The organism is Pseudomonas cremoris (assembly GCF_014230465.1).
The window spans coordinates 37,884-50,789 of record NZ_JAAXCY010000021.1; the positions used below are offsets into that span (position 1 = coordinate 37,884).

Sequence of the window (12,906 nt, forward strand, 5' to 3'; positions counted from 1 at the left end):
TTGATGTGTGAATCCATTCAAATGTGGGAGCGGGCTTGCTCGCGAAGAGGCCAATAGCCCTAACGAAAACCTTACTGACCGGCTACCTTTTCCGACTTCCCGTCATAGCGCTTGCGCCATTCGGTGAGGATGCTGTCGCGGTTCTTCGACGCCCAGGCAAAGTCGTTCTTGATCAACCGTTGCTCATAGTCCGCTGGCAATTCGGTCTGCGGCTTGGCAATCCCCGGCTGGGCGAGCACGGCGAAGTTGTCCTTGTACAACTCCATCGCAGCGGGGCTGGCGGAGAAGTCAGCAAGCTTTTTAGCCGCGTCGGCATGCGCAGTGCCCTTCATCACAGCCGTCGCCTCAATGTCCCAACCCAGGCCTTCTTTGGGCAGGATGATGTCCAGCGGCGCACCCTGGCGTTTCAACTGCACTGCCGGGTATTCAAACGAAATCCCAATCGGGAACTCGCCGGATGCCGCCAGCTTGCACGGCTTGGAACCGGAGTGAACGTACTGGCCGATGTTCTGGTGCAGGTCGTCCATGTACTGCCAGCCCTGCTTCTCGCCGTAGGTTTGCAACCAGGCGCTCACGTCCAGGAAGCCCGTGCCGGACGACGCCGGGTTAGGCATCACGATCTTGCCCTTGTACTCAGGCTTGGTCAGGTCCTGCCAGCTCACCGGCTTGGTCAGGCCCTGCTTTTCGGCTTCGACAGTGTTGAAGCAGATGGTCGCGGCCCATACGTCCATGCCGACCCAGGCCGGTGGGTTGGCAGGGTCACGGTAGTTTTTGCCGATCTTGTCCAGGTCCTTCGGCGCATAGTTATCCAGCATGCCCTGCTGGTCCAGGATCGCCAGGCTGGAAGCAGCCAGGCCCCAAACGGCATCGGCCTGCGGGCGGTCTTTCTCGGCCAGAAGCTTGGCGGTGATGATCCCGGTGGAGTCACGCACCCACTTGATCTCGATGTCGGGGTTGGCCTCTTCGAATGCTTGCTTGTAGGTCTTCAACTGCTCGGCTTCGAGGGCCGTGTACACCGTAAGATCGGTCTTGGCGAAGGCATTCAGGCTGAATGCAGACAGTACGGCAGCGACCAGCGCCAGGGGCTTGAACATGGAACACCTCCTATCGGGATTATTGACCAGGCGCGGTTTGGCGCCAGGCTTGGGAGCGACGCAGTGCGCCACGTGAAGCCCACGCCAGCAGCAGCGAGACGCCGGCCGAGGTGAACAGGATCAGGGTGGACATGGCCGCCGCACCGCCCACGTTGCCGGCGTCGTCCATGTTCAACACGGCGACGGCGGCGAGGATGGTGTCGGGGCTGTAGAGGAAAATCGCGGCGGACACGGTGGTCATGGCCGACACGAACAGGTAGCGCACGATGTCCAGCAAGGCGGGCAAGCAGATCGGCACCGTGACTTTCAGGTAATGGCGGTACAGCGGCGCCTTGAGGGACAACGCGGCCGCTTCGAACTCGGCGTCCAACTGGCGCAGGGCGGTGGTGGCGGTCATCTGTGCGGTGGTCAAATAATGCGCAATGGTGCACACCACCAGCAAGGTCATGGTCCCGTAGAACACGTGCAGTGGGTTGCCATTAAGGTTGAAAAAGAACACGTAGCCCAGGCCCAACACCAGCCCCGGCACGGCCATCGGCACAAAACTGAGCATGCGCAGCGCCAGGTTCAAGCCCTTTTGCCCCTTGGTCTTTTCCATCAGGTAGGCGCCGGTGAAGATCAGCACACTGCCGATCAGCGCCGTGCACAGATCCATGGTGAGGCTGTTGCGATAGGCCAGCCAACCACCGCCAGCGGTGTCTTCAAACTGGTAATGGTTGAGGGACAGCGACAGGTTGTACGGCCAGAACTTCACCAGCGAGGAGTACACCGCCATGCCGAACACCAGCAGCAAAACCGCACAGATCAGCAACACGATGGCCAGGTAGCAGCCGTCTCTCAAACGCGACGGCGCCGGTTGGAACACTTGGGCGCGGCCACTCATGGCGTCGCCATGACGGCGACGCAGCCAGGCATCCATACCAAAGCTGAACAGCGCCGGCAGCAACAACACCATGCCGATCAACGCACCGCGACCGAACTGTTGCTGACCAACGACTGCCTTGTAGGCTTCCAGCGCCAGCACTTGGTAGTCGCCACCGACGACAACAGGCACGCCGAAATCGGTGATGGTCAGGGTGAAAACCAGGCAAAACGCGGCGAACACCGCCTGGCGCGTGGCCGGCCAAGTAATGCTGCGAAATGCCCGGGCCGGGCTGGCGCCCATGCTCGAGGCCGCATCGAACAGTCGCGCATCGGCCAAGGACAGCGCCGACAGCAGAATCATCAAGGCATGTGGGAAGGTGTAGATCACTTCGCCCAGCACAATGCCCCAGAAGCCGTAGATGTTGTCCGAGAGCAACCCGCGCAACATGCCCTGGTTACCGAACAGGTAGACCAGCGCGATGCCCGGCAACATCGACGGCGCCATCAGGGGCAGCAGCGAAATACCGCGCCAAATCGCCTTGCCGGGGATTAGCGTGCGTTGCAACGCGTAGGCAAACAGGTAGGCCAGCGGTACGACAATGGCCGCCACACTCAGGGAAACTTTCAGGCTATTGCCCAGCAGCCAGTGGAAATTGGCGCTGGTTACCAGCTCCCGTGCGGCGACAAGACCTCCGCCCTGCCCGGCTTCGCTGCTGAACCCTCGCCAGAAAATCGCCAGCAATGGCAGCAACACCGCCACGCCCAACAGGCACAGCCAGAGCAGTTTGCCGCCGACCACGAAGAGACGGTCGCCGAGTTCGGCGCGAGACACCTGACGCACAACGGGCAAGGTCATGACAGCGGCCATCTCAGGCAAACACCTGCAGGCTGCGCGGCGGCAAGGCGACCCAGATGTCTTGGGCACCCAGGCGCGGCATGGCTTCCGGTGCCAGTTCGGCCAGCAACGGGTGACCCGGCAATTGCTCCAATTCGAAGCTCATGCGGCAACGGTTGCCGAGAAAGGTGATCTCGCGGACCTTGGCCGGGAACAGGTTTTCTTCATGCACCGGCGGGTTGACGCTGATGGCTTCCGGGCGGCAGAACAGCCGACCGGACTTGGCCACGCCGGCATCCTCGGCCAGACGCATGTTCATCCCGCCGACTTGGGCGTGGCTGGCGCTGTTGCGACTGAACGGCAGCCAGTTGCCCTGGCCGACAAACTCCGCCACGAACGGTGTGGCCGGGCGATCGTAGATCTCCTGGGGCGTAGCGTATTGCTCGACCTTGCCGTTGTTCATCACGGCGATGCGGTCGGCCATCAACATGGCTTCGTCCTGGTTGTGGGTGACCATCAATGTGGTGATGCCCAGGCGGCGTTGCAGTTGGCGCAGCTCGGTGCACAGATGCTCACGAACGCGGGCATCAAGGGCGGACATCGGCTCATCCAGCAACAGCAAAGAAGGCGCCGGCGCCAGCGCACGGGCCAGGGCCACGCGTTGTTGCTGGCCACCAGAGAGTTGGCCGGGGTATTTCTTTTCGCTGCCCACCAGGCCTACCAGTTCCAACATCTGCCCGACGCGCTTGCGCACTTCATCGCGACCACTGCCAGTGAGGCCGTAGCCGATGTTCGCCTCTACCGTCAGGTTGGGAAACAGCGCGTAGGACTGGAACAGAATGCCGTAGTCCCGCGCTTGGGGAGGCAGCAGGGAAACGTCACGCTCGCCCAGGTAAAGTTCACCGCTGTCCTGGCGCTCCAGGCCAGCGATGCAACGCAACAAGGTGGTTTTGCCACAGCCGGACGGGCCCAGCAGGCACACCAACTCGCCGGCGGCGACGTCCAGGGAGACATTGTCCAGCGCAGTAAAGGCGCCGAAGCGTTTCTGGACACCGCGCACCTTCATTGGCGCGCCGGGCTGGGTCAGGAGTGTGTTCATGGGGGCACCTCATCAAACTGATGAAGGCCATGCTAGGCAGGCAATGCGTCGCTCATGTGGCAGGAAGGCAAAAGGGAGTGATAGTGGTATTGGTGGATTTTGTAGTGAGCGGGCCTCGGTCAGAGCGGCGACATTTCCTGCGCCAACCCCAGAAACGCCGCCGGCAACCGCGCGCCCTTTCTTTCCTTGAGGCAGTACAGATACTCCGGAATTTGCGGCGCATTCTCGATGGTCAACACGCGCAGCTGCGGGTCATGGGGCACTTCCTGACGCGCAATGATGCTGATGCCGATATTGCGTAGCACCGCCTCGCGGATCGATTCACGGCTGCCGATCTCCAGCAGCGGCCCGTAACTCACGTTGGCGCCCTGCAGCATCTCCTCGGTCAACCGCCGCGTGGTCGAGCCCGCTTCACGCATCAACAAGGTGTGCCCAGCCAACGCGCTGAGTGGCACATGGTCGAGCTTGGCCAGGGGATGGTTGCGATGCACCGCCAGCACCAGCGGGTCGGTGCCCAGCACACGGCGGATCAGGCGGGGGTCTTCCAGCAGCTGCGAGGATGCAGCCACGTCGACGCGGTAATCATCCAGCGCTTCCAACACCTGCTGGGAATTGCCGATTTCCACCGACACCTCAACCTGCGGCAGACGTTCGCGAAAGGCTTTGACCAGGTCGAGGATGTAATACGGCGCCGTCGCGGCAATCCTCAGCGCGCCCTGAACCTGGCCGCTGTTGCGCAAGAAAAACTCGATGTCCGCTTCCTGCTGCAACAGCGCCTTGACCATCGGCAGCAGGCGCGCACCTTCGTCGCTGACGGTGAGGCGGCGGCCACCGCGATAAAACAGTTCAACGCCGTATTGGCTTTCCAGGTTGCGAATCTGGGTGGTGACCGTGGGCTGGCTCAGGCCGAGTTTTTTCGCCGCCTGGGTAATGCTGCCCAGGCGGGCGACCATGAAAAAAGCCTTTAGCTCGGCACTCAGCACACCACCCTCTCATCCTCTATTTGCGCAGCAAGCGCAGGCCATTGAACACCACCAACAGGCTCACGCCCATGTCGGCGAACACCGCCATCCACATGGTGGCCATGCCTAGGAACGTGACCGCAAGGAAGATCGCCTTGATCACCAGCGCCAGGGCGATGTTCTGCTTGAGGATACTCGACGTTTGCCGCGACAACCGAATGAATGCCGGAATCTTGCGCAAATCATCATCCATCAAGGCCACGTCGGCGGTCTCGATGGCGGTGTCGGTACCGGCAGCAGCCATGGCAAAACCAATCTCGGCGCGGGCCAGGGCCGGTGCGTCGTTAATCCCGTCGCCGACCATGCCGACGCGATGGCCTTGGCCGTAGAGGGTTTCGATAGCCTGCAGTTTGTCAGTGGGCAGCAAGTCACCCTGGGCCTGGTCGATGCCGACCTGGGCACCAATCGCCTTGGCGGTGTGGGTGTTGTCGCCGGTGAGCATCAGGGTCTTGATGCCCAGCTCATGCAACTGCTGGATCGCTTCGCGGCTGCTGTCCTTGACCGTATCCGCCACGGCGAACAGTGCCAGCGGACCGGACTTGTCGAGTAGCAACACCACCGACTTGCCTTGTTTTTCCAGGGCGAACAGTTTTTCTTCCAGCTCCGGTGAGCACAGGCCAAGGTCTTCCACTAGGCGGTGGTTGCCCAGGTGGTAGGTTTCGCCGTTGATATCACCGCGCACACCGCGACCGGCCAGGGCCTCAAAGTTATCCACAATGTGGCTTGGCAGGTTTTTATCCACAGCCGCATTGGCGATTGCCAGCGACACCGGGTGGTCGGATCGCCCAGCCAAACTGGCGGCCAGGGCCGGGGCACTGTCTTCGATGTTGGGGAACAGTGCCAGGTAATCGGTTTGCACCGGTTTGCCGTGGGTGATGGTGCCGGTCTTGTCGAGGGCCAGGTAGTCGAGTTTGTAACCTCCCTCCAGGTACACGCCGCCCTTGATCAGGATGCCTTTGCGCGCCGCCGCCGCCAGGCCGCTGACGATGGTCACCGGCGTTGAGATCACCAGTGCACAAGGGCATGCGACCACCAGCAGCACCAGGGCGCGGTAGATCCAGTCGAACCACGCGCCAGCCATGAACAGCGGTGGAATCAACGCCACACCAAGGGCAAACAGGAACACTGCCGGGGTGTAGACCTTCGAAAAGCTGTCGACAAACCGCTGGGTCGGCGCCCGCGCGCCCTGGGCCTGTTCCACCGCGTGGATGATGCGCGCCAGGGTGGAGTTGTTGGCCGCAGCGGTCACTTTGTATTCAAGGGAACCGGCCTGGTTGATCGTCCCGGCGAAGACTTTATCGCCCACGGTCTTTTCAATCGGCAGGCTTTCGCCGGTGATCGGCGCTTGGTCGATGGTGGACTGACCGGCGGTGACCTCACCGTCCAGGCCGATGCGCTCACCGGGTTTTACCCGCACAATCGCACCTAATTCGATGCTTTTAACTTCTTGTTCCGCCCACGAACCATCGGCCTGTTGCACCGTGGCCTGCTCCGGGGTCATTTGCATCAAGCCGCTGATGGCGTTGCGCGCACGGTCCAGGGACTTGGCTTCGATCAGTTCGGCCACGGTAAACAGGAACATCACCATTGCCGCTTCCGGCCACTGGCCAATCAGCACTGCGCCGGTGACCGCGATGCTCATCAGCGCGTTGATGTTCAAGTTGAGGTTCTTGAGGGCGATCCAACCCTTTTTATAGGTGGTGAGGCCACCGCTGAGGATCGACACCAGCGCCACCAACGCAATCACCCAGGTAGGCGCGGCATTGGTGAAGTGCAGCACCTCGGCACCCAATGCCCCGATGCCGGACAACGCCAGCGGCCACCAATGTTTCTTCGCCGGTGGCGCGGCGGCTGGGGCACCTTCTTCAATGGGGTCGGCTTGCATGCCGATGGATTTAATCGCCTCGATGATCGGCGTGGTGCTCGGCAGGTCGTGGGTCACGCCGAGAATCCGGTTGATCAGGTTGAATTCCAGCTGCTGCACGCCAGCGAGCTTGCCCAGTTTGTTCTGGATCAGCGTCTGTTCGGTGGGGCAGTCCATGGCTTCGATGCGGAAGGTGCTCACACGCGAGCCGGCGGTCGGCGCTTCGCTCAGCGTGACAACGGCAGGCGCCACAGCACCGGAGCAGCAGGAGCCGCCCGCGTGGTCGTGCTTTTTGACCGGCGTCAGTTTGGAACCATGGTCGTGGCTATGGTCGTGGTTGTGATCATGTTTATTCGGGGTGTGGATGGAATCGCTCATTCTGTCGCGTCCGTAAAGGTGCCTGTTGCCAAGTAAAGACCCTGTAGCCACTATAGGGTCAAGCACCCATTTGGAGATTGCTGCAATGAAGATCGGCGAACTGGCCAAACTGACCGACTGCCCGGTGGAAACCATCCGGTATTACGAAAAGGAAGGCCTGCTGCCGCCCCCGGCACGCACAGACGCCAACTACCGCGTCTACACGCAGGCGCACACCGAGCGGCTGGTCTTCATCCGTAACTGCCGCAGTTTGGACATGACGCTGGAGGAGATCCGCAGCCTGCTGGGTTTGCGTGACAGTCCCCAGGACCAGTGCGAGAGCGTGAATGCGTTGATCGACGAGCATATCCACCATGTCAAAGCGCGGATCGATGGGCTGCTGGCGTTGCAGGAACAGTTGCTGGACCTGCGCCAACGCTGTGGCGGCGGGGAGCAGTGCGGGATTTTGCAGCGATTGGAGGTCAGCGGGAGTGTGGCGGCCAGCGAGGCGGAGCCTTCGCATGTGGGCAGAAGCCATGGCCACTAGCCAGGGGTGAAAACCGAATCAAACTGTGGGAGCTGGCTTGCCTGCGATGGCTGAGTGTCAGGCGACATCTATGTCGCTGATCCACCGCTATCGCAGGCAAGCCAGCTCCCACATTTTATGATCGAGGCAGCCTTTAGATAGCGACGTCAGCCTTGATGCTTGGATCCGCGTCATAACCCACAATTTCAAAGTCTTCGAACTTGTAGTCATAGATCGACGCAGGTTTACGCTTGATCACCAGCTCCGGCAGCTTCTTCGGCGTGCGCGCCAGCTGGGTCTGGATCTGTTCCATGTGGTTGCTGTAGGCGTGGGTGTCGCCCGTGGTGACGATGATCTCGTGGGGGATCAGGTCGCACTGCTGCGCCAGCATATGGGTGAGCAACGCCAGGGCAGCGGTGTTGTACGGCAGGCCGAGCAGTTTCACCCCCCACCTTTACCGCACATTACGCTGACTTGTAATGCCTTCCAAGCAACTTTGTATATGTGCATTATAGCGTTTGCACATTACCTGTGCAACCCCCGACACTGGATAAACCATCAGTTTTTTAAAGTCCCGCCCGCAGCCCCCTTTCTCCTGAAGGCCCGAAATACGTGGCCTGTAGCCAAGAAATTGACTCATTCTGGCAATGTGCTATCCATGGTGTCGGGGGAATCAATCGCCCTAGGAACAACTTCAGCACTTCCGCAGCCGCTATGACGCAAACAGCAGGGAGAATTGATGCGCCTAGATCAGATGCCATACCACTCAAGGCCCACCCTGGCCGTGCTTCCATTCCGACAATTCGGGATCGGATGGACGTGGCAACTGCGGGCACTCAAGCTTTTTCCCGAGTCCCAACTGTCCTGGAAGCGTTACTTCTACGATAACGGCAGTGGCCATGCGAGGGCGGCTGTTTTCACCTCCTACGAGGAGGCCATGGAAGCTGCAGACGAATTCAACAGCCGCACCAATGAACTGGTGGCTCAGGCGGTACCGGATCCTGTGCTTCAAAACTCAACCACCCTGAAAGTCGAGAAAGCACTGACGGCGGCGCGCCGCATCCAGGGAGAAGAGGAGCTCATGGAGCGCGAGGCAATCAAGCGGAACGCCCATCTGCCCCGGCTCTCCGCGCAAGAGCTGAAATTGCACAATACGATGGAGAGCTTGCGGCAACCGCTCCACGAGGAACTTAAGCGTGCGCCTTATCTAGAAATAGTTGCCTTGCCGAGATTCAACACGTGCCTTCGCCGTGTCGATGATCAGACATGGGAGCAGATCGGAGCCCTGCCTCCCAAACGCTCGCAGATCTGTCTGCGCGAAGTGACAGCCAAAGGGTTTGGTCTTTCGGGAGCCGACCACTGGGGAAGAACCAAAGCGCAGATACGCGCACTTTTACTCCCCCGAGCGAACCAGCTGCTGCAATTAGCAAGCGTCAAGCAAATGCTCGCAGAGGCGAGGATGCGCGGCCAGAGGGTACTGGTCTGTGGTGGCTTCGTGTTCTGGTATGAGGACGACGGGGTGCCACGGTGGGTGCTGAAAAACACGGGTGGCGAGTCCAGCAGCGAAGAGGGGAACACTTTGTGGCACGAGGGCACGATCCTATCCAAGAACCATGGCCGCATCGTCGTGCTCCCCTATATCAAGGAGAACGGAGAAAAGGTTCAAGGGCACACGAAGAATGCACCGCACGATGGTAAGGCGCTGCCCCGGCACCCTGACCAGTATGTCACCCTCCCTTTTGAGATCCTGGATGGTGACCTCATGATCGGACTGTTTGGTGAACTCCATTATGAGTAACCCACAGACTAATCGGACATACGCGCACCCCATATCCGAAAAACAACGCATTAAGGCTTCTATTGAGTGGCCAAGTGCTATCGTACCAATCTCGACCTGCCGTCTCACTGGGAGCATGACGTCGGCCAGTGGCAGTGGGCAAAACCGACATGTTCCGTATGTCGACGCTCGCTGATTGCCGGGGCCTGTGACTCGCCATGCCTTCAGCATTACGGCGAAACCGGTTTTCACACCATGCAAGGAGTGCAAGATGCAGTACGTGGCTTGTTTACGAGTTGGTCAGAATGACGTTAAGGCGCTGATAAATCTGGAAGACCACAGGCGGGAAGTCGTGGCTCCGCTGTTGGACATGCGAGGTGACGACGACAGACACCTTCAAACATTCCTAGCGAGTTGGACTGAGCATCCTTTTTTCCTAGACGCTTCAAGAATAACGAAGGACGTTGGTGAAGAATTCATTACTACCAATGACCTGCACAATCCTCATGGCGCGTTTGAGAACAAACGGCGCTTCTTCTCCGATGTGGCAGGCATCAACCAGAACGTTATACCGGTGGTCTCCTGGGTTGATGACGACCCTCAACGAGCAGTCATCCAAAGTGCTCTCGCTCTTCAGGGCGATTTCCCACATATAGCCATCAGGGTTACCTGTCCGGAAAACCCCACCGCGACTTCGTGGAACAGATTGCTATCAATCCTGGATGCTCTTGACAGCCCGGACACTGCGACGGTGATTTTGGACTTCGGCGCCACAACTCCGGCCAATACTGCCTCAGGGTCGGATTTCAATGTATCCCTGCGCCAACTCAACAGCTATCAGATACGGAATCTGGTTCTGATGAGCACCTCCTTTCCTATCGATAAGCCAGCCTCAAATACCTCCCGTTCCTCCGCCTGTTACGACGTTGCATGGCAAGGAAGGGTCGACACCACCGGCATAGAGTCAGATATCGTCTACGGGGATTATGCGGCCACCAACCCAACCGCCTCAATGGAATACATACGAGGCATGCCTGTACTTCCTTTCGCCTGCTATTACACCCCAACGGAATGGTGGCAGCGACGCAAAGGCTCGGATAAGGAATTTGTGCGATACATTGAAATCGCCCAAGAGATCAGAGGCTTACCGGGTTATCACGGCGACGACTTCTGCTGGGCCACTCGTGAGTACAGCAGAATTGTCGCCACATCTACCGGCTACGGGAACAACGGAACATGGAATGGATACAGGATCAATCAGCATATCTGCGCCATGATCCAGTCCATCGTAGATACTGACGGCTTCGATGACCTCGACGCCGATGACTTACTCTAACGATAACGTTGTTTCAGGCTGACCAATACATGTGACCTGATCACATTCATGGGAAGGGCGTCGCTGAGCTGGCGGCGCACTTCTTTTATGAGGTCGCGACTTTTCGTTGGCACCCCATGCTGGTTAGCGAGTGCATCCAACTCACTACGCCACAAAAATCCCGTAAGGTGGAATTTATCCTGGAGCTTGTTGGGCTTCGCCTTTCGAATCATCGCCATGCCGGAATAGTCATCGACGACGAGTACGCCAACATGCGGCAGACATGACTCAAGAGCCTTCACCAAGTGCTTTGAATGGCAGCATAGCCAGACTTCGTCAAAGCACGCCATATAGGCCTGCTGCTGGCCCTCCCAGCGAGTCAACGTGTCAGCATGGGACTTGATTTCGAAAGCGGTCAGCTTGCCGTTGGCATGAACGAGATCGGCGCGTCTGGCCTTATCGATGAAGCACAGCTCCTCGATGAAGACGTCACTCTCTTCATGGGACATCGCTTTCGCGACCCACTGCTTGAGGATTGGGCGGATTTCGGTAGGATTCAACATGCGCGGATTATAGACAGACAGTTGAGGCTTCTCACGCTAAAAAAGCGCCCAGTCGTCGATCACCAAGGGCTCGCATGTGTGTGATACCTGTCCGGCAAGGGGTGGAGATGATGACGCAAGGCCAGGCGTGAGCCTGGTCATTCCTGGTTTGATCAGCTTGCCTCTGGCCGATCTCCCTGGCCGACCTCAGACCCTAACGGTGGTCGATTCGCAAGGCAGGCGACGTCCGCGCATTCGCGGTGAGCGGACGATGGTGTGTCGCACTAATGGAGTCCTCCGGGCTTAGGGTCTCGACTTGAGAGGCCCCGTTTCACAGCCGCCCAACCCACATCACCAGCGATGATATGATATTGAAGCGCCATTTAAACCCATAGCCAAGTCATCCTATCGGCCAACCACCGGCGCTCAACGCAATGCACGCCGGCTAAGCTCGCGCTGAAACCGCAGTGGAAGCAACCATGTACAACCCGACGCCGTTCAACCTACTCAGCTCGCTGGATTCCATTTCAGCTGCCAGGCTGTCCTCCTACAGACGTTTTTTCATCCCGGCGTCCGACTCAGAACTGTACGGCCTGTATTGCTGGAACGAGGTTCTATCCACGAATTTCATGCGCTTAACAGGCATCGTCGAAGTAGCGTTGAGAAATCGCTTCCACCTCGCTCTTAGCCAGTATGCGATGGCCCAGCATTCTTCCAGAATCATCGGCAGCGCTGATGCCAACAATTGGTACGAAGTATTGAGATTGAGCGGCAAAAGCTGGGAGAAGGTGCAGGCCGTCACTCACGACAGGTACTGGAACAAGGCTCAAAAGCGACACACCTACACCCCGAAACTCCACCCGGTCAGCCCCAATCAAGTGATTGCGAATATGACGTTCGGCTTCTGGGCACCACTGCTGGATCTCAACCTGTCTTGGGACACGATCATCCCGACGATCTTTCCTCACCATCGCTACGCGAGTAACGCTGGTCACTGGAACAACAAGACGAACGTAGGCACCGTCTACGCCCGCCTTGAGACCGTCAGGTCGCTGCGCAACCGGGTCGCCCATTTCGAGCCGCTGTGGAAAATCCCGGACATCAAAGAAGAGAAGAAAGAAGCCAAGGGGGTAACGGTCAATGTCGAGTATCCGGCGCCCACTACTGAGGTCGAAGTGCTGGCCAGACTGAACATGCTCTATCGCCGAATCACCCAGACGCTCCATTGGCTTTCGAGCGACAGAGCCAGTGACCATGTTCAGTCAGAATTTCATCAAAAGACCTTGTACCTGATGACCCAGGAGGCCTTGGACGGCTTCAAGCGCGGGTACACCCACTCGGACGTCAAGCTCAGCAGCATGACCAAATCCTGGGGCATGAAACTGGTACTCAAGGGTGGCAAACCAATCCAGATCTCGCACCAGCAAAAAGTGATTGGAAATTTCTATCCCACTCACTGAGGCCTCACAGGCGTGTGGCCGTCCGTAAGCGTCCCGCTAATACACGTTGATTTTAGATATGGCACGCGAAGCAATGCCCGCTTCTTGATAGATGCTTAGCTGAAGGGATTAGTAATTATCGTGCCGGCAAAGCCGGCTCGGCGGGACGTGT

10 protein-coding genes and 1 pseudogene are annotated in these 12,906 nt (G+C 58.8%); 4 read left to right on the forward strand and 7 right to left on the reverse strand.

From position 1 onward, the window contains the following. Window positions 1–71 precede the first annotated feature (71 nt). The 5 genes from HF257_RS32480 to HF257_RS32500 all read right to left on the reverse strand — a co-directional run bounded on the left by HF257_RS32480 (window position 72) and on the right by HF257_RS32500 (window position 7,156). On the reverse strand, window positions 72–1,094 hold the full coding sequence (locus tag HF257_RS32480) for a putative 2-aminoethylphosphonate ABC transporter substrate-binding protein (RefSeq protein WP_185709736.1): 1,023 nt from the start codon (window positions 1,092–1,094) through the stop codon (window positions 72–74). A 19-nt stretch (window positions 1,095–1,113) separates the two neighbouring features. Next, window positions 1,114–2,826, reverse strand: a complete 1,713-nt coding sequence (locus tag HF257_RS32485) for a putative 2-aminoethylphosphonate ABC transporter permease subunit (protein ID WP_185712150.1) — start codon at window positions 2,824–2,826, stop codon at window positions 1,114–1,116. Between the two features lies 1 nt (window position 2,827). Then, window positions 2,828–3,892: a putative 2-aminoethylphosphonate ABC transporter ATP-binding protein gene (locus HF257_RS32490; RefSeq protein WP_185709738.1), complete on the reverse strand. Its 1,065-nt coding sequence runs from the start codon at window positions 3,890–3,892 to the stop codon at window positions 2,828–2,830. Between the two features lie 119 nt (window positions 3,893–4,011). After that, a complete protein-coding gene (locus tag HF257_RS32495) occupies window positions 4,012–4,875 on the reverse strand; it encodes a LysR family transcriptional regulator (protein ID WP_185709739.1) in 864 nt (287 codons plus the stop codon). 16 nt (window positions 4,876–4,891) lie between these two features. Further along, the gene (locus HF257_RS32500) at window positions 4,892–7,156 is read right to left on the reverse strand and encodes a heavy metal translocating P-type ATPase (protein WP_185709740.1); all 2,265 of its coding nucleotides are present in this window, start codon (window positions 7,154–7,156) and stop codon (window positions 4,892–4,894) included. 85 nt (window positions 7,157–7,241) lie between these two features. Here HF257_RS32500 and cadR point away from each other — a divergent pair, with 85 nt between their 5' ends. Then, a complete protein-coding gene (cadR, locus tag HF257_RS32505; protein WP_185709741.1) occupies window positions 7,242–7,682 on the forward strand; it encodes a Cd(II)/Pb(II)-responsive transcriptional regulator in 441 nt (146 codons plus the stop codon). Window positions 7,683–7,815: 133 nt separating this feature from the next. Here cadR and thyA read toward each other — a convergent pair. Further along, window positions 7,816–8,097: pseudogene (thyA, locus tag HF257_RS32510) on the reverse strand (thymidylate synthase); the annotation flags it as partial. Between the two features lie 303 nt (window positions 8,098–8,400). Between thyA and HF257_RS32515 the strand changes: the two are divergent. Further along, window positions 8,401–9,459, forward strand: coding sequence for a hypothetical protein (locus tag HF257_RS32515; protein ID WP_020189854.1), 1,059 nt, complete (start codon window positions 8,401–8,403; stop codon window positions 9,457–9,459). Window positions 9,460–9,709: 250 nt separating this feature from the next. Next, entirely contained in the window at window positions 9,710–10,774 is a 1,065-nt protein-coding gene (locus HF257_RS32520) for a beta family protein (RefSeq protein ID WP_020189853.1), read from the forward strand. On the opposite strand, the gene HF257_RS32525 is transcribed toward HF257_RS32520, so the two are convergent. Next, the gene (locus tag HF257_RS32525) at window positions 10,771–11,316 is read right to left on the reverse strand and encodes a sce7726 family protein (RefSeq protein ID WP_020189852.1); all 546 of its coding nucleotides are present in this window, start codon (window positions 11,314–11,316) and stop codon (window positions 10,771–10,773) included. The genes HF257_RS32520 and HF257_RS32525 overlap by 4 nt on opposite strands. A 458-nt stretch (window positions 11,317–11,774) precedes the next feature. On the opposite strand from HF257_RS32525, the gene HF257_RS32530 reads away from it, so the two are divergent. Continuing rightward, window positions 11,775–12,755, forward strand: coding sequence for an Abi family protein (locus HF257_RS32530; protein WP_020189851.1), 981 nt, complete (start codon window positions 11,775–11,777; stop codon window positions 12,753–12,755). Window positions 12,756–12,906: the final 151 nt, after the last annotated feature.

What these genes read in the sequence shown, in the direction of transcription:
- HF257_RS32480 (WP_185709736.1), bottom strand. Translation starts at nt 1,094, where the DNA reads ATGTTCAAGCCCCTGGCGCTGGTCGCTGCCGTACTGTCTGCATTCAGC.
- HF257_RS32485 (WP_185712150.1), bottom strand. Translation starts at nt 2,826, where the DNA reads ATGGCCGCTGTCATGACCTTGCCCGTTGTGCGTCAGGTGTCTCGCGCC.
- HF257_RS32490 (WP_185709738.1), bottom strand. Translation starts at nt 3,892, where the DNA reads ATGAACACACTCCTGACCCAGCCCGGCGCGCCAATGAAGGTGCGCGGT.
- HF257_RS32500 (WP_185709740.1), bottom strand. Translation starts at nt 7,156, where the DNA reads ATGAGCGATTCCATCCACACCCCGAATAAACATGATCACAACCACGAC.
- cadR (WP_185709741.1), top strand. Translation starts at nt 7,242, where the DNA reads ATGAAGATCGGCGAACTGGCCAAACTGACCGACTGCCCGGTGGAAACC.
- HF257_RS32515 (WP_020189854.1), top strand. Translation starts at nt 8,401, where the DNA reads ATGCGCCTAGATCAGATGCCATACCACTCAAGGCCCACCCTGGCCGTG.
- HF257_RS32520 (WP_020189853.1), top strand. Translation starts at nt 9,710, where the DNA reads ATGCAGTACGTGGCTTGTTTACGAGTTGGTCAGAATGACGTTAAGGCG.
- HF257_RS32525 (WP_020189852.1), bottom strand. Translation starts at nt 11,316, where the DNA reads ATGTTGAATCCTACCGAAATCCGCCCAATCCTCAAGCAGTGGGTCGCG.
- HF257_RS32530 (WP_020189851.1), top strand. Translation starts at nt 11,775, where the DNA reads ATGTACAACCCGACGCCGTTCAACCTACTCAGCTCGCTGGATTCCATT.